Source organism: Desulfosporosinus burensis (assembly GCF_054657535.1).
The window spans coordinates 1-21,326 of record NZ_BAAHYN010000015.1; the positions used below are offsets into that span (position 1 = coordinate 1).

A 21,326-nucleotide genomic window follows, 5' to 3' on the forward strand; every position below is an offset into this window, starting at 1 on the left:
TTCTGCGCTTAGATCCTTGAACACCGCGTCCTTAGCGCTCTGGTAAAAGATAATGTTAAAGCAGCCAGTCAGTTCTGACGAAACAGTTCGTTCCGAAGTCAGTTTTGCAAAATCATTATACAACACAAATATTTCTTTGACAAGTTTAGTTATCATGTATTCAAATATTGTTTTTTTGTATATAATAGAGTAAAAGGGTGGTGTAAATGGATCAAAAAAATATTGGCGTGAACCTCCGCCGAATTCGTGAAGCCAAAGGTTTTAGTCAAGCGCAAGTTGCCGATTCTGCTGGAATTTCTAGAGTTGCCTATCGGAATATCGAAAATGGCATCTCAACCCCAAAAGTATCGACCTTACAAAATATCGCTTTTGGCGTTGGCGTAAAACTCCAAGATTTGTTCGTCCCGATTCGAACCTTAAATAAGGTACGATTTCGAGCGTTGAAGAGAATGAATAGTCGGGACAATATATTGAATGAAGTAGCACAATGGCTTGACGATTATAATTATCTCGAAGACTTATTAGATGATCGTGAAGATTATCTATTTCATGACCTAGCCAAAAAATTATGTTCAATTGGCGAAAGAACTGATCGAGCTAAATACGCAGCTGAGCAGGCTAGAGAATTGTTTGGACTCAAAATCAGTGAACCTATCCGCGATATCACCGGTTTACTTGATTCAAGTGGGATAAAAGTATACCCCATAAGTCTTGCATCCGATGGCTTCTTTGGCTTATCCGTTTCAGAAGAAGATGGGGGACCTGCTATTATCGTTAACGTTTGGGAACGGATTTCTGTTGAGCGATGGATTTTCAGCGCTGCCCACGAGCTCGGGCATTTACTTCTACATTTTGACGCTTATGATGTGGGATTAAGCGCAGAAGAACCTGATCAGGAAGAAGAGGCTAATGTTTTTGCGTCCCATTTCTTGATGCCCAATGCTGCTTTTGAATCAGAATGGGCGGACGCTTATGGCTTGCCTTTTATTAATCGTGTTCTCAAAGTAAAGAGGATATTTCAAGTTAGTTACAAGACAGTCCTGTATCGCCTTTCTGAAAGTTTAGGAAAATCTATATGGGGAAAATTTCAGCATGCCTATAAATTAAAAACTGGCAAAACCCTAAGTATTACTGACGAACCTGAAGCTTTGTCCCCAGACAAATTCCAACAAACTCCAGAAGTATTGCGTTCCCTTGAACCTGACTCCCTATCATCGTCTCACTTTGTAGAAGATCGTTTATCTAGATTAGTCCGCAAAGCAATTGAAAGGGATGAAATTACCATGAGCCGTGGAGCTGAGATCCTCAGACTTGATCTTGAAGCCATGCGAGAAATAGTTTCTTCGTGGGTATAATGAATGGTAATTACAAAGAGTCAATTTTTGATATTAGATGCTAATGTTCTTATTGATTTCTTAAAATGTGACAGAACAATTATTAAATTGATTTCTACTAACGTTGGGCAAGTATATTTAGCAACACCTGTTTTAGATGAAATTAGCGAAATTAGCGATAGTGATTGTGCTGAACTGGGAATTATACTTGTTGAACCTGAACTAGACCAGGTTATGTTAGCGGCAGAGAAAAAAGGATCATTATCATTTCAAGATAACTTATGTTTAATTCTTGCCAAAAGTTTTGGTTGGACTTGTGTGACTAATGATAAACCATTAAGGCAAATGTGTGAATCTGAAGGCGTAACGCTAATTTGGGGGATTGAACTAATTTGTATGTTAGTAGAATCTGGCGGACTCCCTGCCACACATGCTAGAGATATCATACTAGATATTAATAAGATTAATCCGAAATACATCACAGCCAGCATTGTTGAAAAGTCCTTATTGAGACTGGGATTTGGTTGATGTTAACCAAATCCCATGTTTCCAAATGTGCTTGAAAAGTCAAAAGACATGGACGAATTTGTCCATATCTTTTGATATACACTTAATTAAAATCAAAGCTTGAAATTTTTTATTTAAATTACTGGAGGATTGCTGCACCAAAAGAAAAAGAGATCATTGATGCAATTAACGACGTGACCAATCCCACCAGTTGGTATTTGATCTTGCTTTTTCCAGACACTTCTCAAATACTGCCACAATCTGTTTCCGTTGCAGTGGAGTGGCGTTTTTCATTAGGTTAGGTGAAACAATATTGGCTAATTCGCTAGCCTCTTTAATAATAAAATCCATGCATTGCTCAATTAATGAGTCATCCTGCGTAATTCCAGACACTACAGCCTCAATATCAACTATCTTTTTTGCTTCTTTCTGCCTAAAGGTATTATTAATGATGGTTTTGCGAACCGCACGCTTGACGGCTGTTTCTGGTAGCCTACTAAATTCGGCGACCTTCGTTAAATATTCAATCGCCCCAACATGATAACCAAAGATTTCTGAACTATTCCGCTTGAGCACATCGACTATCTGATAAAAAGTTCTACTGGGAACACGGCTTTGCATTCTATCCAAAGCTAAAAGTGCTTCGTGGCCAAGCTTTAAGGACTTAATAATGTCCTTATACTCCTGGGGTATATCACGAATCTTTTCGTATTTACGAACAACTGCCCTGGCAATGCCAGTTTCCTTGCTAATCGTGTTGATATCCCACTGCAGACCTAACAACCAATGGACGTAACGGATCCGTTCTGAACTACGCATTTTTTGCTTATTGTAGTCCCGACGTAACCGCTTTGCGATACGGTAGGCACGATCCGAAACTGGTTCGATAGTACATTGGACACTTTCCCATCCCAGGTGAACCAGACTTATATACCTCTTATAGCCGTCTACAAGAATATAGTGATCGTTGATTGGCCCCTCGACGATTAATGGATTGTCCAATTTATTCTTTCTAATATCGGCTGTTAATCGCGTATCCTCTTCACATCCAAATAAGGGGTCCAGAAATATTTGGGACAACCTAATCCAATTAATATGCCCGGGCATAGTAACACACCCCCAATCCTCCTAAGGAAAGGTTATGTGAGAAATAAATTGTCCTATTCTCTAATCGTCCAATCTCTTTACTCCTAAAACTTTTCGTTTCGCGTCCTAGCCATAAGGAAAATTATGACACTTTTAGTGCTGAGTCTTCATGATACAATTGAAACCTTATGCCAAGCAAATTCTAGTTTACACGTCAAATTAAACCCCAATCACTCTTGGCCTTAAATCAATCCTATAATTGAGAAACTCCTTTAACTCTTCATCATCTTGAAAGTGAGTTGTCAGGAACCTTAAGAGATCTTCTTGCCGAGGCTGGCCAAAAACCATCCGATAGGCTACAAGTGTTCGCTTTAAATCATTTTTATAACTTGCTTCACGACTTAAAGGCAGCGACAGGATATGTCGTTCGATCTTATACCCTTCGCTTTCTTCGTGCTCATCGTTCTCTTCATAAATCCAATAAGGTACTAAATCATTGGCGTCTGGGCTACGATCAGCTTTAGCTTGGGCAAATATTACCGCCCAGGGATCGGAGTAGGTTCCGTTTCCGTTGCTTTCCAACTCCCAAAGGGCCTTTACCGTTTAGTCCTAACGATTCATAAAGAATATGAAAGTACTCATCCATCAGAGCTTGTATGTTGCCTTCAATTCCATAGTCTAAAACTGCTTTCCAGTACACTTCCCGACGCTCCCGACGGTGTAAGCTCCGAATCAGACTGATCGAATCTGGTAAATTATAGAGGTTCCGGAAACCTGTGGCGATAAGGGCAGAAGCTGACAGGATTTCTAGGGTATCCGTGATCTCTGCCAGCGACCAAACCCGGCCAAAAGAGCGCAAAGCCGAAATTGCCGGGGAACCTAGAGCGATCTTTGTGATCACCTCACCTAAATCTCCAGGCTGTTGGCCCAAATCCTCGGGGTCAAAGCTATAGAAGAGCTCACTAACATGTTACCAAGTACTCCTTTCAAGGCTCTTATAATTTTCAGAATAGTTTCCCATTGTGTGTTGGCACTGTGTTGGGGGCGTACCCCTGGGGAAGGTTGACCGCAGGGAAGCCTTCCCTCTCAGTAACGACAACCATAAGCAAGCATATGCCTCGCGCCGAAAGGCGCGAGGCATATGCTTTTAAGGGAGTAAGATTACACTAAATCTTGCTCCCTATATTTCGTAGAGCTTCGTAACGGTCAGATGCCGAGTTCAATTAATAATTCAATCTAATAATAGCAAATGAAAGCGTTAAACTTAATAACTACTTAAACATTAGAAGTTGGCTCGGATCAACGTCAAGGGCTTTGGCGATTCTGTAAATGGCAATAACAGATAAACCATAGACAGATGTGCTTTCAAGATGGCTAATGGTGGCATAACTCAATTCCGATTTTTCGGCAAGCTCACTCTGACTGAGGCCTCGCTGCTTCCGAAGAAATTGAATTTTAAAGCCTATATTCTTCAAAAATTGATTCTCTTCCTTGGTATATGACTTGCTGCTGATAGGGGGCATATGATTCCTCCATTAGATACAACAATATTTTATCTAATTCTACCTAAAATGGAATTGCAAGAATACGCAGTATGGGGGTATAATATTGTAGTTATACTACAATATTTAATTCACTATTGTCAGAGAAATAGTTGAGGAAGGAGAATTACATTGTTAAACATTGGCATATGTGACGACAAGCTCATCCTGCGTAAGTATCTGATGATACTGATTCAAGAATATGAAACTGAAAATGACGTCAGGTTCAATCTTTATCAATTTGATAGCGGAGAAACACTTATTGAAAAATTCAACGAGGATAAGGAATTTTTTGATCTTTTCTTCCTTGATAACTATATGAAAGAAATGACCGGACTGGAAACGGCTTTATATATTCGGCGCGACAATACTGCTTGTCATATTGTTTTTGCAACGGCTTCCGATGAGCCAAATGCTTTTATGACCGCTTCTCCACTTCAGATACTGTCCAAGCCTGTCCAAAAAGAAGATGTTAAGTCCATATTGAATAAGGTATTAGCTTGGAAAGCCAGCAATAGTTACAGCTGCTAAGAGTCTTTCGTGTATATGTAAGCATTAAGGTGCAACGCGGTTCTGTCTATCACGTCGCGATAAAGACCACAAGATAAGCCTAACCCCGTAAATTGACTTGCCACTGGTTGGCAAGTCGATTACTTGCACCGTTAATTTCGAGCTGAACGTAGGTTAATAAATTGTCTTTTATCATGGATTTGCGTATAATAATCTTAAGAGGTGAATCGCTTTGAAAACGAGTGTTATAAAAGGTGTAAGGAATTATAAAAGAGTAATTTCCAGTGTTGGGGCTTCAATGGCGATGGAAGGATTACAACCAAGTTTACATGCTCAGGCACTCGGCAAACTGTACCTTGAAGATAAAATTACCAGCAGAGAAGCAGTTGCGAGGATAAAGGAAAAGCACTCTGCTAAATTTGGACGATGAAATGGGTAGTGGCTTTTCAACCTATGACCCTTTAGAAAATCGGCAGTCAATCTATTGTTATAAAGGAACGGATATATTAATTAACAAGGAAAACATCCGTGATGCAAAAGCTCTGGCTGAGTACGAAGCAGATATTACAATGATTCGGCAATATGAACTTGAAAATGCGCAGACTGTAAAAGGTAAATTTGGTATTACCCATTTAATACGGATTCATAAATATATTTTTCAGGATGTTTATCCTTTTGCAGGAAAGCTGAGGAGGGAGTTTATCGCAAAGGGAAGTACCCCTTTTTGTGATAGTCCATTTATTGGGGAAAACTTACAATCCTTATTTCGTAAACTAAATAAGGAAAACCATTTACGAGACTTGAGTGCTGAAGAATTTTCCAAGAGGGCTGCCTACTATATGTCAGAACTCAATATGATTCATCCATTCAGAGAAGGAAATGGCAGAAGTATCAGGGAATTTATACGGCAGTTGGCTTTTGAAAGAGGTTATATTATTAATTGGTCCTTGATTACAAGTGAAGTCTTGTTAGAGGCGATGATTACTGCGGTTAATAAAAGTATTGAACCATTAATAAGTTGCATCTTTCAATCCATAGAAAACAAGTAACTGCAAAAAGCAATAAAACGCACCTAGGGCTAGGTGCGTTTTATTGGTAGAAGCCGGTTTGATGGAAATTATATGGAATTCTGCTGAGGTGCATTTAGAACCAGTAATCGCCATAAAATTGGGAAGGCTATCCTTAGTCTTAATGAAATGCTGGTTTGGGGGATCATGTTATTCGTAAAGTCACGCGTATGAAATGTAAAGCAAGTTTTCTTATCAGCTTCTTTTATTCCTTAGTGTCTTCCACTTCTATCCTACTTCTCAAGACAATATCGCCCCATGGTGTTGATTACATAACCAACTCGTTTTTGGGCAATGGCTTTTTCGAATACATTGTGATTTTCTATCTCCCCCTCATCGTATTTTCCAGCAACCCATTGAACCTGACTAAGGTCAACATTATCTGTCACACCAAAATAATGAAAAGGGCTGAGCAATTTCCGCCTCAATGACTTCCCATAAACGGATTTTGGCAGCAACTCTGCCCTCGAAATATGTATAGATGCTTTGTCCGTCCGCTCTCTCTGGAGTTGCCGTCAGTCCAAGTAACACTTTCGGTTTATAATACTCTAAAAGTTCTTGGTAGGATGGGGCTGCAGCGTGATGGAACTCGTCAATCCCAATATAATCATAGAAATCAGGCGAAGTAACCTCAGTCAAATCCTTCGAGTTAAAAGATTGGATGGAGTCAAATAAATAGTCAAAGCTATCCGGCTTTTAGCCTCCAACCATCATCGAGCCAAAGTTGAGATCCTTGAGTATCCCTCGGAAGCAAGACAAGCTTTGACTTAATATTTCCTTTCGGTGAGCGACAAAAAGCAGTTTGTTTGGTCTATTGTTTACCCTGCAAACCCGGTAATCAAAGGCCGCGATGACTGTCTTACCCTTCCCCGTGGCCGCAACGACCAGGTTTTTAAACGAGCGATGCGCTTCCCGTTCAGCTTCAATTTGTCCAGAATTTCTTGCTGATAATAGTAAGGGTTTAAGATCAAAGTGAAAAGCTAAGTCATTTGCTTATCCTGACTCCTTCTTCGCTCGGACTTCAAAGCCTTTCTCAAACGCTCGAAATCAAGAGCTGTAATAAAGAGTGTAAACTCAAGATTATTCCAATATCCTTCAAAGGTAGCCCGGATTTTCTCCAGAATATCCCCTGAGTCATATTGGGATAGCTTAATATTCCATTCCAATCCGCTCGTCATAGCTGACTCAGAGATGTTCGACGATCCTATATATACGGTACTGAAACCGGTGTTTCTTATTCAATGCATTCAAGATTAATCGGGATGGTTAATACACAGCGGGACAGATCCATTGTACTGCATTATTGATCAACTTTAAGCCACACATAACAACCAACCCCTTAATGGGTTCGACAAATTGCGGGAAGTACCAGGTCACTTGGGAGGAAAAGAAGACCCCTGAAGATGAACTTCAAAGGCCTTTTCCGACCCGATCAAAGCCTGAATGATGTGAAGGTTGACACTTTATGTTCAGCAACTGGGCCGCGGTTTTCCATTACCTAAATTCTGCATTTTTCTACTAATCCCTGCCAAAAACTGTTCTTTTTACAATATTCTTGAGTTATTTTGAAGCTTATTGGAGGGGTTCTATGTAAATTGCTATTAAGTTGCCTACCTAATTAAAATCATAACATTCGGTCTGGACATTATTATGTCATTCAGACATTCTCGACCTCAGTACAATAAGAAAAAGGCATCGGCTTGATTAAACCGATACATAATGTTTTGTAGAGCAAATTTTCACCCGTAAATAGGAGTATGTCATTCTTGATTCTTTAAGCCGTTCCAATCACTTCGTCAATCATCTTCAAAAGATAATCCGGGAAGTCATCCGAATCATGTTCAACCGATGTGAGTCGCTGTTTCATTCTTTCTCCGACTTCAACAGCCTCTTCTTGATTACCATACTTGCAGAGTAACTCCAATTCCTCGATCCTCTCAAACAAGGCTTCCGTACAAGCACTTGCATGTCTGTAACTTAAAAAATCGCCTTGCAAAAACCAACCCAAAGTCTTTTCAAAATGCTCTATAATAACTTGTGGATTGATACTTACCTTTCTTAGTACCATGTCTTTTCCAAGGACTTCCTCGGACAGATCCCTTATCTGAAACTCCATATTAAAGCCCTCAAAGGCTGTCAGGGTTCGTCCAAAATCAGGTAAAGGAATATTCTTGCCATCTATAACCAGATAAACTTGATTTTCTTCTTCAGCATGTTGAATCCGGCATGTTCCAATGCTATTAAGGCTATATTGCTCCTTGTTGATGTGAATTGCATTATCAATAAAATACCTATCCGGCTTACGTGCAAGCGTTTTATATCCTATTCCGGTCAATATTTTCTGATGCAAATGTTCGATTGCCACAGCTTGATTCTCTTCAGGCTTAACGAGTATCTCGAACTGATAATCGCCCTCCAATTCTTCTGCTTTCCATACAGAAAATCCAGGCATAATCATATTAGAAATCTCAAATCGATGTATCATTCCGTCAACATCGAGGGTTGAGATAATCTTGAAAAAATCATCCATCTTGTTAACTCCAAGAAAATCTGCCATTATTTCATTATTACAGTTCAAACAGAAATCGCCGACATTTTCCACATGAATATTAGCTTCATTCAATTTGCATTTTTCACATTTCATGATTGCAACTCCTTTTGGATACTAAGTTTCTTAATTGGTCAAGTGCTTGTACCCTGCCAGTGACTGATTTTTTTTATAATATTCATGAGATATTTCCATTTCAGCTGAGATCTTTATTGGACAGTTTTAAGATTTCAAGGTTTGCCCATTCGAACACATTCTCTTATAACTTACTCTTCCTAACCTCATCAATAAATGCCGGTCTTTTCTTAAACTCCATAAGCAGTTTACTGAGCATATGTGTCCAGCCATCCTTGTCCTTTAAATGCTTTAAATAGATTGCTTTAACTTTCCCAAGATATTTTACAGCTTCTTTGTATGTTTTTCTATCTCCATTTGGAATTCTACGATATGCTTTTTTGTAGTAGTACTCCAGAATTTCTTTTGGATATTCTTTTTCAAGTTTTTGTGCGAATATGTCGAAATCAGAAAAACTGGCACATCCCCATTGGTTCACTGGCGGGGATATTATAGTTTTAATAACAATGTCCTTCATTCCCTTTTGAAGACAAATACTTAAATAGTCATGCATGTTATTGTTTTGGGCCTCATTAACAATCTCTGGTTCTATTTTTTCCCAATCAGATTCAGATAGATAATTTTTCATTCTCTTATATTCTTCAAAATACCTTTTGTTATGGGTCGTTTTATATACTAGAATCAGCTTCTCTTTCGCCTTTTCATAGTCACCATTTTTATAAAATGTAAATAGTCTTTCCAAAACATAGCTTTCATCATTTTTTCTTTGCATTGCAATTTCAGCAATTGATTCAAGATGGTCTTTATCCTGTTGCTTCGAATAATGGTCAATAAGATAATCATAAAGCTCGGTTAGTCTTCCTTCTCCATGCTCGATACCCTTTTGCGCTATTTCAAGCGCCAATTTCTTATTTCGTTTGCCGATATAGTATTGGACTAAATCCCAATAATCCATCCCATATTGAAGGTTTTTAAGTCTCTCCTCCAAGTATCTGGAATCATCCTTTAGCTGATCCCTGTAAATCCGCATGACAAGCGTCTTTCTCCAATCGGACTTCCTACTATTAAGCTTTTGCACAAGAAATTCCCATTCATCTTTTTCTTTGCACAATTCAAAAAACAGATCCATCAGACCGTCGTCAAAACCGGAATTACCTGTATCATATTCAACAAAAGCTGCATCCATAAATCGGTGCTTTGCTTCAGGTGTAATCTTATCTTCCTTTATCAAGTCAGAAATCTTCTCTAACCATTCATAAACCTCCTCTTCTTCCTCCTCAGGTCCTCCTCCGTAGCAATTAAATTCAGAAATTATGCTCTGAGCATTGTTCCAATATTCGAATAACAGCTCATTATGAATTTTGGGAGATTTACTTTTGTTTGAATTTGAAGCTTTCTTATTTGTATTGCAATTTTGTTCAAGCCATTCCAGCACATGCAATCTTGCCTGTCCTTCTCTTTGTATGAGATTCATGATTAACTTTATGAGTTCATTTGAATTCAAACCCTCTAGCCCGTCTTTAATCGAAAACTCACTCATTTTTTGTTCCATCCTCTACGATTAAAATGCGATTCATTATGTAACTCCAGTAATAACACAAAGCACCTCTTTTTTTCCTCTTCAGTTATATCAGAAATTCCGTAGAAAAGGCCCCCACCGTTTTCGATGAGAGCCGAATGATTAGGATAGTTTCGCTTGGACAACTTGGTTAGAAATACTTCTCATCATTTCTTCTGTAGTAGGTACCTTTAAAAACCTATTGCGAACAGCCTTTAAAGAAAATATCTTATATTCAAGGAACCTGAGTGCTGAGTTAGTCATCCAGTAAACACTAAGGACAGCAGGAGCTTTCCAAAGAAATACTAGTCCAATCGCTACTGGTACAAAAAACATTAGAAACGATTTAACTTCTGCTGTAAAACCACCTAATGCTTGGAAGACACCCGCCAAGATAGGAAGAACGTGTAATGAATCGGGAGCATGAACACTTAATACCCAAGGGACCAACATGCTTCCCACTGAAGTACTTAAATTAATTATCGAAGCGTACAGAGAAAATAGGATCGGGGCTTGAACTACGAGCAACAACGCAGATAGGAAAGTGTTCACCTTATATTTAGAGGCGATCTTCAATAATTCTTTATCAATCTTTTCCGTCTGATTCTTGAATTTAGTGGTTAAAAAAGACTTGACCTGATTAAGATTAGACGTTGTGAATTGATCTTTATGTTGTTTTGCGGATAAAGGAAGGAGACATAACCTTATCACCAAGGTTACTAGAATCACAGCGATAAACCAATCCCCTGTCAAACCAATAAATTTTGTCAATAAGATAGTAAATGAAGAACTAAAAATACTCATGTTTTTCCTCCTTAGTTTTTATGACTATAAACTAAGGAGAAGATGTGGCGGATCATCATCAGTATCAATCTTAATCATTCTTCGAACAATCAAATACTTATTTGCTAAAATAGTCAACCCATTTGAGATAAGTCGTGAAATACCAATGTTCTTGCTCTCTGATGCTTTAAAACAATGGGCGCCACGTTTAACGAAGGTAAAACCTAGCCAAGATAAAGCCAGTACGATTATAACGTTGAAAAGTAGTAATAACCAAACATGATTATCTATCGGCACTGGCTCACCTCCAAAAACAACTTTAATTTAGATAATTATATACTCACTATCAAACGTTCACAAGTTAATTAATACGTCTATTTAATACGTAATTTTGCGCTAGGAGATACCGGTTGAGCCCGGTACCCCAATTGAATTATAAGTATCCGGTTGTTTCCCATGCGCTTCCTGTCAATCAGATACCCACTGGGCTAACAATTGCCAAATAGAGGAGATAAGCCTCTCATTTGGGATACGGCCATAAGTCGCTTTTGCAAAGCCGCCCAATCTGCATCGATCCAGAGTGTCCGCTTTAGCAAGCGGTAGAAAAAGTGTCAAGGGATAAAACCCAACCCTATCATCCCGCTGCTTACCCGGATGGGGAAACCCTACGGCGACCATAGCATGCAGCTGTCCGCAAGGACAAGTACCGAAGTAGTAACTAAAGTTCCCTTAAAACTACTCGGCGCAGGGATGAAACAACGTGTATGAGGATGAAAGCTAAACTGTTTTAAAGAAGTGAGTTACCCCACTTCCTCCAAGGCTAACTACGGGTTGGTCTACCTTACCCGATGGGATTCCACATCCACTACATTTTACGACCTGGCACATCCGCACTGTCAGGCACCGATGCCCAGACAAATAGCCTACCGAAGTGCACGGTAGGCTAGGCCATTTTGGGTTATTCTAACAACCCTTTAGCAAACTTATCAAAATCAGACTGAAACAATCTATCCTGCACAATGCGGTATTTTTCAAACTCACTTTCAGCGAATGATTTAGCTATTTCAGCTGTAACCTTGCCCGCATTATTTAGTAGTTCATATTCGTTAAACTGCAAAAAAGCATTTAGTCGATTTGCCCAATCCTCCATCGTCATTGGAATTCTACGCTTGGCTTGGTTTTCAGCATAGTCCAAATACATTGAGACAATTCGATTCAGACCATCAATTTCATCTAATGTAAGGTAGTTTTTAGCAATAGATACATCACTTTTAATGATTTTCCCCTGCGGTGCATTTTTCCATGTAGTTAGCCCCATATGTTCTATTTCAGCCTTGGCTCTATCAACGATTAATTCTGCTGCAGTTTTTCCATGAATGGCAAAGTGCAGCTTGTTTTGAACAGTTTTAAAAAATGATATTGTTGTTATCGCTTCCACGGAATAATCCATTGCAGTAGCGTAAATGTCGGTAATTTTCTGATAAAATTTCCTTTCACTAGCTCTGATTTCTCTTATCTCTTCAAGCAAGTGGTCAAAGAATTCTTGATTCAGAAAAGTTCCATTTTTCAACCTGTCTTTATCTAAAACGTACCCTCGGATAGAAAACTCTTTCAAAATAGAACTTGCCCAACTTCTAAACACAATAGCTCTTTCCGAATTAGTTCTAAATCCAACAGCAATAACAGCTTCTAAATTATAAAATTTTGTATTATATTCTTTTCCATCAGTACCAGTTCGTCGGGATTTCCGACATACTGAATTTTCCTCTAACTCACCATCAGCGAAAATATTTTTTAGATGTTCAGTAACAGTAGAACGTCCCTTATCATAGAGTGTTGCAATCATATCCTGCGTTAGCCATACATTTTCATCTGCAACCATAACTTCAATTGAATCGGAACCTGAATCTGCTGTAAACATTAAAAATTCTGCAGTACTGTTTCTTATTTTAAATGATTTTTTATCTTCACTCATAAATTTCATTCTCCTTTAACCAATACTGGGACATCGACATCTCCGCTTCCTGCGAATGCACAATATAACGTAAGGATAAAGTTTTGCTTCTTGATAGCTTGCATAAGATATTTCTCCGATACGTCTAATTTCAGTAGGGTCCATGGTCCATCAAATGATTGCACCTTATCCCCCCATTTCGAGAACGTTTGTTCTACTAACATTCTAATCCTTATTGGGGATAGTTACAATAGAAGAACCAAAATATTCCACCAATAAATTCCATAACTAAGTCACTCCACTTTTTTTCAGGACAAAATAGAAGCTTCTCATGAAAGTGGGGAGAATAACGAAAACCCTTAATTCTGTATAAGAAATCCAAAAAATTAAACCTTTACCGTCTTCTTCATCACAAACCCCGGCAGCGGCTCCTTCATCTTCCAGACAATACTAATTGGTGCTGAACCATAGTGGCTTTGAAAATCGGCAAATCCAATACAAGTAAACGGAGATGCAAAAGCCCCCTCTTTCTTATACTCTCTCACAAAAAACAACACCTTCCCATCACTGGCTACTTGGTTAAGATACCTCTGCCCTGTCAGCGATTCCTCCGTCGTACGACTCTGAGACTGCCAATGAAATAGCTCTTCACTGATGGAATAATCCTGATACATGGTTGACGGAGAATAGTCCTTTTCGGACTTGTTCAAGGTCACGAAAAAGACATCCAGCTTCTTCTCAGCTAGGTAGAGAACTCCTTCCCGGAAAGAGCTCCTCTTTTGTTCCGTATGTTTTCCCAGAGCCACCAAAATCTGATCAAACGTGTAAGCACAATATAAGTCGAGTGGGTATTCATCCTCTAATCCGACCAAAGGCTTATCCACGAAATTGATATCGAACTGATAGTCCAGCAAATCCATCAGTTCTTGGTAAAGCCGTGGACATCTTGTGGTGTTACATGGTAACCCTCGAAAAACTCCCTGACCTTAAGCTCATGTTTGATTTCTAGAAGATCATAAAGCTTGCTGATCAAATTTCGCTTAGTATTAACCGCATCTCGGATGTTCTCCAAAATGTAGTCTTGGGCTTGTTTTTCCAATTGGATTGAGCAGCCTCTAGCCACATTGGCAAAACCCATCTTTATTTCCTGCTCAATCGTTTTTCGAGTCCTAGATAACAACGCTTTAAAGCGGTCTTCAAAGGAATACTTCTGATGCGCTTGTCTTACAAAATCCAATACTGTCAGCGCTTCTTTCCCCTCACAGAGTCTTAGCCCCCTACCTAACTGCTGCAAAAAGACGGTTAAGCTTTCCGTCGGCCGCAGAAAAAGAACCGTATTCACTTCAGGAATATCGATTCCTTCATTATATAGATCGACCACAAAAACAAAGGTGATTTCCCTCATTACCAGGCGCCGCTTTACGCTATCCCTCACGTCGTTTTCCGATTCCGCAATCAGAAATTCTGAAGGAATCCCCGCTTTGTTAAAGACCTGAGCCATAAATTCAGCATGCTTTTTACTTAAACAAAAACCAATTCCGATGATCTCCACAGGATCAAGACAATATCGCTCCATGGCGTTGAAGATATATCCAACTCGTTTTTCGGCAATCGCTTTTTCGAAAACATAGAGGTTTTCTAGCTCCCTCTCATCATAATTTCCAGCAACCCATTGAACCTGACGAAGGTCAACATTATCTGTCACACCACAGAGCTGAAGCATGATTTATTTCATAAGTAAATAAAACTCAGCTTTCTTCCATTCTTCGAATCTCAAATCAATAATCTACAATTAGCCAAAGCTAAGCCTTTGGAGTTGTCAAATTTGGTTTAGTCCCTAAACTCGTAATTTTAGTACCAATTTATGGTTATAATATAACTGGCTCTTATCTACAGGCAGGATAGTGAAATGCTGGAGAGCAACACGAGCGGCCGGTAGAGTTCTGCTAAGGATAGCCAGGGGATATATTTAATCACCCTGGTATCTTTATTTCTATCCTTAGGAGAACCAAAAAGCGATAAACTCAAGAGGCGAAGCCTCTTAACTGTTACACCGCTTGGGGTAAACGCTCTCGATAATACTGTGAACGCATTACTAGGGGCGGATAACCTCCGTTTGGAGTGTAAATTCGTTTCCGATTGTAATAGGTTTCTATAAATCTAAACACTATGCTTTTAATCTTTTCCATACTCATTGTTTCGGTTCTGAATTTATAGATGCTTTCTTTCTTTAATGTGGCAAAAAAGGACTCCATTCTGGCATTGTCATAACATTTACCAGTACTGCTCATACTCTGTTTCGCACCATGCTGGGCGAGTGCTTGACGGTAGATCCCGCTTGTGTATTGACTACCCCTGTCCGAATGAAAGACCATCCCATAGGCTTGATACCTCTTAACACCCGAGGTAAAGGCTTCGACACATAGCTCGGCTCTCATGTGATTTGCCATTTTAAATCCCACGATACTTCCATCGAAACAATCCAATACGGCGGCTAAATAAAGCTTTCCGTCAGCCGTTGGGATTTCTGTGACATCTCCAAGCCATTTTTGATTGGGTGATACTGCAGAAAAGTCTTGTTTGATGAGATTGGCACTGGCTTGAGCGGCTAGATCTGCTTTGGTTATTCCTCTACAGTGATGTTTCTTCTTGAGCATAAGATGGTTGATTTTACAGAGCTTAAGGATTACATAATAGCTACCGGTATAGCCTTGATAAAGTTTTAAATGGAGATAAATCCTGTATGCTCCATAGTCCGGGTTGTCCGCACGAATTTGAAGGATCTTAGCCAAAAGTTCTTCGTATTTGTAAGGCTTGGACTGCCTTTTTAACCACTTATAATATCCGGCTTCACTAACCAGTAATACTCTGCACATGGTTTTTATGCTGTGCTTGGTTTTCTCTTTAGTTTTGTGAAACCACATCCAATGAAAAAGCTCTCGTGCAGCTATTTCTTTTGGCTCTCTGCGAAAAAACCTAAGGCCCTTTTTAGAATATCATTGGCGGCTTCAAGGTCTTTAATCTTCTTTTCCATTGCTTTGGTTTCAGCTGTTTTTGGGTCAATACGTTTATGTCCGCTGCCAACAAAACTTACTTCTCCATACCGTTTTGATTGATTTTTCCATGAGTATAGCGTTGTTACTGGAATCCCCAGTTTCTCTGAGGCAGCCGTCGTCCCTAATTCGTAAGACAACTTGATGGCCTCTTGTTTGAAGTCTTTGTCGTATTCTCGCATCTGGATTTACCTTCTTTCGTTTTTCCTATTCTTACCAGAATTACGAGTTTTCTGACTTAACTAAAATGATACTACTCCAAATTTGGTTTAGTCCCTAAACTCGTAATTTTAGTACCAATTTATGGTTATAATATAACTGGCTCTTATCTACAGGCAGGATAGTGAAATGCTGGAGAGCAACACGAGCGGCCGGTAGAGTTCTGCTAAGGATAGCCAGGGGATATATTTAATCACCCTGGTATCTTTATTTCTATCCTTAGGAGAACCAAAAAGCGATAAACTCAAGAGGCGAAGCCTCTTAACTGTTACACCGCTTGGGGTAAACGCTCTCGATAATACTGTGAACGCATTACTAGGGGCGGATAACCTCCGTTTGGAGTGTAAATTCGTTTCCGATTGTAATAGGTTTCTATAAATCTAAACACTATGCTTTTAATCTTTTCCATACTCATTGTTTCGGTTCTGAATTTATAGATGCTTTCTTTCTTTAATGTGGCAAAAAAGGACTCCATTCTGGCATTGTCATAACATTTACCAGTACTGCTCATACTCTGTTTCGCACCATGCTGGGCGAGTGCTTGACGGTAGATCCCGCTTGTGTATTGACTACCCCTGTCCGAATGAAAGACCATCCCATAGGCTTGATACCTCTTAACACCCGAGGTAAAGGCTTCGACACATAGCTCGGCTCTCATGTGATTTGCCATTTTAAATCCCACGATACTTCCATCGAAACAATCCAATACGGCGGCTAAATAAAGCTTTCCGTCAGCCGTTGGGATTTCTGTGACATCTCCAAGCCATTTTTGATTGGGTGATACTGCAGAAAAGTCTTGTTTGATGAGATTGGCACTGGCTTGAGCGGCTAGATCTGCTTTGGTTATTCCTCTACAGTGATGTTTCTTCTTGAGCATAAGATGGTTGATTTTACAGAGCTTAAGGATTACATAATAGCTACCGGTATAGCCTTGATAAAGTTTTAAATGGAGATAAATCCTGTATGCTCCATAGTCCGGGTTGTCCGCACGAATTTGAAGGATCTTAGCCAAAAGTTCTTCGTATTTGTAAGGCTTGGACTGCCTTTTTAACCACTTATAATATCCGGCTTCACTAACCAGTAATACTCTGCACATGGTTTTTATGCTGTGCTTGGTTTTCTCTTTAGTTTTGTGAAACCACATCCAATGAAAAAGCTCTCGTGCAGCTATTTCTTTTGGCTCTCTGCGAAAAAACCTAAGGCCCTTTTTAGAATATCATTGGCGGCTTCAAGGTCTTTAATCTTCTTTTCCATTGCTTTGGTTTCAGCTGTTTTTGGGTCAATACGTTTATGTCCGCTGCCAACAAAACTTACTTCTCCATACCGTTTTGATTGATTTTTCCATGAGTATAGCGTTGTTACTGGAATCCCCAGTTTCTCTGAGGCAGCCGTCGTCCCTAATTCGTAAGACAACTTGATGGCCTCTTGTTTGAAGTCTTTGTCGTATTCTCGCATCTGGATTTACCTTCTTTCGTTTTTCCTATTCTTACCAGAATTACGAGTTTTCTGACTTAACTAAAATGATACTACTCCACTTCGTCGCACACCACATTATGAATTCGGATCTAGCTTGAAGTTACAATCACACTACGACAAATAAACCCTAAGAGGGTCATTCTTTGTTTGAAGTTGTCATTCAGACATCGGCTGATTCTAACTTGCTAATCTCCAATGGTAACTTCCGTCGTTAACAATGGTCGCTATTCGGTTTAGATCCAGAACATCTGCTGTACATGCTTTAAAAATAAACGCTAACAAGCCTGTGATCCCTAGTTCGGTCACTTTTTTCTCGAGAAGTTCGCTATGAGCCAGCAATACATTGATGAATCGGCCAATTTGCATAAGATAATGAAAGCCCACCATGGCATTCCAGTCGTAGGAAAAACAATGTTCATATCGATATCCTTGATGTTTCATAACCAAAAAATTGTTTTCGATTTTCCAGCGATAACGACCAATCTTAAGACACCTGGTTTCTACATTCGTTTTACTAATCTCTTTTCCCGAAATCCAAACATATCTTGTTGAGTTGGAGGTCGTTTTGCCCGTCGTTCGACTAGTTTCTTCCCAGGTTTCTTCACAAACCACAACATGGAGTCGTGCTTTACCTCGGCCGTTATTACCAAAGGTATACTCAACATCATTAATCCACTGATACACCTGGTTCCGTCCTCCGCAATGGCGCTTTAGGATATTTTCAGGCGTAAGCCTGATCAGACCCATGGCTTCTCTCCAAGCATCTCTCATGGATCCTTCTTTGAAGACAAGCATATAGTCCCAACCATATACGCGACAGGTTTTTATGACGGGTCCGCATGCGTAGAGCCCATCCATGGTGACGGAAATCTTGAGTTTGGGAAAGCGTTTCTTGATTCGTTCAGCAAAATGAATATTTCGCTCCGAGAGAACCACTGTGTCGGCGAAATAGAGCCATTATCACGGAATAAAAGAGCCAGACTCACGCTCAAGGGAGCCGCCCTAGTTTCAAGCCGTTGTTACAGACCCGAAATTAAAACTTGACATGGGTAGGGATGTGCTACCCTAAATCAAGGGGGTGGGGCTTACCCAAAAGACAGTCTTCCTTTTAGCCACACCCCTCGACCCACTGAAGCACATCCCGTGGGGCCCCATGTCAAGTTTAACCCCAGAGAAAATCGACTTTTTTGGTGGCTCTCTGTTCCGTGAAGGTGGCTCAGTTTGAGCGTGAAGGCGGCTCTCTTTTTCCGCTAAAGCGGCTCTTTCACCCCGAAATACTCACAAAACGGTAAAACGCTTTGCGTTCACAATCTTGCTTGTTCGTACTTAGCTCTCGATACTCCTCGTTGTTTAGAAACTCACTCATGAGAGGTAAGGTTATCCCGTTCTCAAAAATGACGACGGCCTCGATCACATAAACATAATAGTGTGCCTGTTTATCTTTGCCAACATGCCTTACCAGGGGTTCTTCTGTCCATGGTTCGGTTCTCATGAATTTTTGAGACCCATCGATGGCTATGACGTAGCGCTTGTTGATCAGATAATTCCTGAATTTCTTCTTTTTTACCAGCTGTTCAAAAAGTTCTAGCATACTTTCTTCGATTTCTTCCACCTTAATTCTCTCCAAGAGCCTGCTTAAGGTATCGGCATGGGGCATCGTTTTAAAGTCTGGAAACATCGTTTTCATATTCTCGAAAAATATGGCTGTGCTCATTTCTTTATTCGCGTTCCTTAAGGAAGACTGTTGGTAGACAAACATCAGAATCCCATAGATCATGAGCACCGTCAAACTGTGTTTTAGCTTCTTTGGCTGTCTTGGATCGTTGATTTTGCTTAATCGTTTAAGGAGGATGGGTAGTGTTCTTTGATACACCCTTAGTGCAGCTTCGACACTGCTCTGTCGGTCTAATTTCTCGTCTTCCGGTGTTCCGTAGCCTCGCTTTCTATTGGCTATGGACCGTTTTTCTGGATACGCCTGTGTTGAAAACATAAATCCTTGGGCTTCAAACTTTTTGCGTTTAAGGTTGTCTTCTTGCGCTCGTTTCTCTTGTCGTTTTTCCGATCTAGTCATCTGGGTTCACCATTTTGCAGGGCTTAAGCCCTTTAAGACAATCCTTAAAATCCTTTTGGAGGGGATACATATAGATCGCTTTACGAGATAAAGCATACTCTCTTTTTCGATCCACTCTACCACGACCTTGGGTTTCACCAAGATAGAGCCAATTAGAGGCTTTATAGCATGTGCCTGCAAAGTGAGATGTGTCGACAAAACTTTCTAAAAGCACGGGCGCATAACAATATTCGCGCAGCCAGTCTTCTTGAAGCTGTTTGATCGCCAACGATAAGACTTTACTGGCTAGGTTTTTAACGTTAACCCAGGGAAGTATGAGAAATCGGCTGTTATTCACGATCAGATGGAGTCGAAGCTTACGATCCTGAACCTTCCATCCAATCCACTCGTCCCGAAAGCTCAAAGCCCATGAGGATGCCGAAAACTGAAGACAACCGAGGATTGTCTCCCTTGATTTAATAAAGTAGGCCAAGCGAGAACCAAAGACTTGTTTGTCACCCAGCATATGATACCCGTTAACATAATGTCTCCAACGCTTTAAATCCATACCCGCTCTCGCAATTTCCAGATGAATCGGCTCTAGTGCCTTTAATTCACAGGTGATTGGAGTGGTATCAATCTGAAATTCGGTTATCTTTGAATTTAAAGTTCGTTGTTTAGCAATCTCTATAGGGGGAAGCTTAATGAGCCCTGCTTCTTCCAACGTTTCTAAAAACGAAGTACATTGAGCTCTTTTTGCTTTCCCAGCAGGGGTAGTCCAACCTAAAAACTCACATAGGGTTTTTGCTAATTCGGTCCTTGATAGTTGGGGATATTTTTTTCTGGTCCATTGGATAAGTTCTATCTCTTCAGATGTGAAATTTCTGCCAGAGTAGACCATGATCGTCTTGTCCATTGGTGGTCACCTACCTATTCAAGACTATCATAACAGATCGGTTTTGTGGCGACCAGCCCTATTTCGCGAAAAAGTAAAATAAAAGAACTTTACACCCCTGCCCTTATATGAGATGTAAAGTTATGCTTCAGCTCTGGTCACACCAAAATAATGAAAGGGACTGAGCAATTTCCGTTCAATTGCTTCCCATGATAAGTTGGTGTCAGGCACTGGTCCCCTGGTCCCTGAATAGCCAGGTCTCTGTCCTTGACAGCCTGCTGCAATTCCAATTTGTTCATGCTCTCGACATCATGCTCCGCGATAAACTCCTCCCGCTCCTCTTCCGGGATCCCAAGAAGGATGAGCGCCTGGGTGTAGGTCAAATTCGTCACCAGTGACGAATTTAGATTGCCTTCACTGTCGGGGGAGGCAATCAGTTTCGTCCCGTACTCTTCGCAGAGCTGCATTAACCTGTCTGCCGTTCGCTGGGAGTAACTGACCGATTCCTTCAACCACTTTCCCCATTCTCCATAGGGAAGCAGGTCCTTAGCCTCCTTCATGCGCCGGCCGATTTCAATGGCGCCGGTAAGGAGGATTTCCCGGCCAGGTGTCTGATCGTGTTTATTTCAGCCGCGATCACAAGCGGCGTGCGATCTGTGATATCCGTCTT

Annotated in this window: 22 protein-coding genes and 3 pseudogenes; 5 read left to right on the top strand and 20 right to left on the bottom strand. The window is 40.3% G+C overall.

What is annotated here, in order from left to right; genetic code table 11:
* The first annotated feature begins 206 nt into the window (after positions 1–206).
* Together ACYQ3Q_RS22715 and ACYQ3Q_RS22720 are read left to right on the top strand one after the other, a co-directional pair.
* On the top strand, positions 207–1,355 hold the full coding sequence (locus tag ACYQ3Q_RS22715; RefSeq protein ID WP_459930758.1) for an ImmA/IrrE family metallo-endopeptidase: 1,149 nt from the start codon (positions 207–209) through the stop codon (positions 1,353–1,355).
* Between the two features lie 3 nt (positions 1,356–1,358).
* Positions 1,359–1,862 carry a hypothetical protein gene (locus ACYQ3Q_RS22720; protein ID WP_459930759.1) on the top strand — a complete coding sequence of 168 codons (504 nt, stop codon included), beginning with the start codon at positions 1,359–1,361 and terminating at the stop codon, positions 1,860–1,862.
* A 165-nt stretch (positions 1,863–2,027) separates the two neighbouring features.
* Here ACYQ3Q_RS22720 and ACYQ3Q_RS22725 read toward each other — a convergent pair whose 3' ends face one another.
* The 4 genes from ACYQ3Q_RS22725 to ACYQ3Q_RS22740 all read right to left on the bottom strand — a co-directional run bounded on the left by ACYQ3Q_RS22725 (position 2,028) and on the right by ACYQ3Q_RS22740 (position 4,450).
* The gene (locus ACYQ3Q_RS22725) at positions 2,028–2,948 is read right to left on the bottom strand and encodes a ParB/RepB/Spo0J family partition protein (protein ID WP_459930760.1); all 921 of its coding nucleotides are present in this window, start codon (positions 2,946–2,948) and stop codon (positions 2,028–2,030) included.
* 198 nt (positions 2,949–3,146) lie between these two features.
* On the bottom strand, positions 3,147–3,509 hold the full coding sequence (locus tag ACYQ3Q_RS22730) for a hypothetical protein (RefSeq protein WP_459930761.1): 363 nt from the start codon (positions 3,507–3,509) through the stop codon (positions 3,147–3,149).
* A complete protein-coding gene (locus ACYQ3Q_RS22735) occupies positions 3,448–3,828 on the bottom strand; it encodes a hypothetical protein (RefSeq protein WP_459930762.1) in 381 nt (126 codons plus the stop codon). The genes ACYQ3Q_RS22730 and ACYQ3Q_RS22735 overlap by 62 nt, the downstream gene beginning before the upstream one ends.
* A gap of 370 nt (positions 3,829–4,198) precedes the next feature.
* Positions 4,199–4,450 (bottom strand): helix-turn-helix domain-containing protein, encoded by a 252-nt coding sequence (locus ACYQ3Q_RS22740; protein WP_459930763.1) that lies wholly within the window; start codon positions 4,448–4,450, stop codon positions 4,199–4,201.
* Positions 4,451–4,600: 150 nt separating this feature from the next.
* Between ACYQ3Q_RS22740 and ACYQ3Q_RS22745 the strand changes: the two genes are divergently transcribed.
* The 3 genes from ACYQ3Q_RS22745 (at position 4,601) to ACYQ3Q_RS22755 (ending at position 6,027) form a co-directional block, all read left to right on the top strand.
* Complete coding sequence (locus ACYQ3Q_RS22745; protein ID WP_459930764.1) at positions 4,601–4,999, top strand: LytR/AlgR family response regulator transcription factor; 399 nt, start codon at positions 4,601–4,603, stop codon at positions 4,997–4,999.
* Positions 5,000–5,210: 211 nt separating this feature from the next.
* Positions 5,211–5,408, top strand: a complete 198-nt coding sequence (locus tag ACYQ3Q_RS22750) for an antitoxin VbhA family protein (protein ID WP_459930765.1) — start codon at positions 5,211–5,213, stop codon at positions 5,406–5,408.
* Positions 5,398–6,027, top strand: coding sequence for a Fic/DOC family protein (locus ACYQ3Q_RS22755; RefSeq protein WP_459930766.1), 630 nt, complete (start codon positions 5,398–5,400; stop codon positions 6,025–6,027). Before ACYQ3Q_RS22750 ends, ACYQ3Q_RS22755 begins: the two co-directional genes overlap by 11 nt.
* Before the next feature lie 257 nt (positions 6,028–6,284).
* Here ACYQ3Q_RS22755 and ACYQ3Q_RS22760 read toward each other — a convergent pair.
* From ACYQ3Q_RS22760 to ACYQ3Q_RS22835, 16 genes and pseudogenes are all read right to left on the bottom strand, one after another.
* Positions 6,285–7,280, bottom strand: a pseudogene (locus ACYQ3Q_RS22760) (DEAD/DEAH box helicase family protein); the annotation flags it as partial.
* Between the two features lie 539 nt (positions 7,281–7,819).
* Entirely contained in the window at positions 7,820–8,689 is an 870-nt protein-coding gene (locus ACYQ3Q_RS22765) for a DUF7713 domain-containing protein (RefSeq protein ID WP_459930767.1), read from the bottom strand.
* A gap of 163 nt (positions 8,690–8,852) precedes the next feature.
* A complete protein-coding gene (locus ACYQ3Q_RS22770; RefSeq protein WP_459930768.1) occupies positions 8,853–10,208 on the bottom strand; it encodes a hypothetical protein in 1,356 nt (451 codons plus the stop codon).
* A gap of 141 nt (positions 10,209–10,349) precedes the next feature.
* Entirely contained in the window at positions 10,350–11,030 is a 681-nt protein-coding gene (gene yidC / locus ACYQ3Q_RS22775) for a membrane protein insertase YidC (protein ID WP_459930769.1), read from the bottom strand.
* Positions 11,031–11,054: 24 nt separating this feature from the next.
* Complete coding sequence (locus tag ACYQ3Q_RS22780) at positions 11,055–11,306, bottom strand: hypothetical protein (protein ID WP_052693478.1); 252 nt, start codon at positions 11,304–11,306, stop codon at positions 11,055–11,057.
* A 661-nt stretch (positions 11,307–11,967) separates the two neighbouring features.
* Positions 11,968–12,984 (bottom strand): virulence RhuM family protein, encoded by a 1,017-nt coding sequence (locus ACYQ3Q_RS22785; protein ID WP_459930770.1) that lies wholly within the window; start codon positions 12,982–12,984, stop codon positions 11,968–11,970.
* A gap of 5 nt (positions 12,985–12,989) precedes the next feature.
* Complete coding sequence (locus tag ACYQ3Q_RS22790) at positions 12,990–13,148, bottom strand: hypothetical protein (RefSeq protein WP_156146535.1); 159 nt, start codon at positions 13,146–13,148, stop codon at positions 12,990–12,992.
* Positions 13,149–13,349: 201 nt separating this feature from the next.
* A pseudogene (locus ACYQ3Q_RS22795) lies at positions 13,350–14,671 on the bottom strand (DUF3427 domain-containing protein); the annotation flags it as partial.
* A 340-nt stretch (positions 14,672–15,011) separates the two neighbouring features.
* Positions 15,012–15,887, bottom strand: a complete 876-nt coding sequence (locus ACYQ3Q_RS22800; protein WP_459927236.1) for an IS3 family transposase — start codon at positions 15,885–15,887, stop codon at positions 15,012–15,014.
* Positions 15,888–15,910: 23 nt separating this feature from the next.
* Positions 15,911–16,198, bottom strand: coding sequence for a transposase (locus ACYQ3Q_RS22805; RefSeq protein ID WP_459927235.1), 288 nt, complete (start codon positions 16,196–16,198; stop codon positions 15,911–15,913).
* Between the two features lie 305 nt (positions 16,199–16,503).
* On the bottom strand, positions 16,504–17,379 hold the full coding sequence (locus tag ACYQ3Q_RS22810) for an IS3 family transposase (RefSeq protein WP_459927236.1): 876 nt from the start codon (positions 17,377–17,379) through the stop codon (positions 16,504–16,506).
* A 23-nt stretch (positions 17,380–17,402) separates the two neighbouring features.
* Entirely contained in the window at positions 17,403–17,690 is a 288-nt protein-coding gene (locus ACYQ3Q_RS22815) for a transposase (RefSeq protein WP_459927235.1), read from the bottom strand.
* A gap of 198 nt (positions 17,691–17,888) precedes the next feature.
* Entirely contained in the window at positions 17,889–18,647 is a 759-nt protein-coding gene (locus ACYQ3Q_RS22820) for a transposase (RefSeq protein WP_459930771.1), read from the bottom strand.
* A gap of 328 nt (positions 18,648–18,975) precedes the next feature.
* Positions 18,976–19,782: a transposase family protein gene (locus ACYQ3Q_RS22825; protein ID WP_459930772.1), complete on the bottom strand. Its 807-nt coding sequence runs from the start codon at positions 19,780–19,782 to the stop codon at positions 18,976–18,978.
* Positions 19,775–20,677: a Druantia anti-phage system protein DruA gene (locus ACYQ3Q_RS22830; RefSeq protein WP_459930773.1), complete on the bottom strand. Its 903-nt coding sequence runs from the start codon at positions 20,675–20,677 to the stop codon at positions 19,775–19,777. Before ACYQ3Q_RS22830 ends, ACYQ3Q_RS22825 begins: the two co-directional genes overlap by 8 nt.
* A gap of 212 nt (positions 20,678–20,889) precedes the next feature.
* Positions 20,890–21,317 (bottom strand): annotated as a pseudogene (locus ACYQ3Q_RS22835) (DUF3102 domain-containing protein); the annotation flags it as partial.
* Positions 21,318–21,326 lie beyond the last annotated feature (9 nt).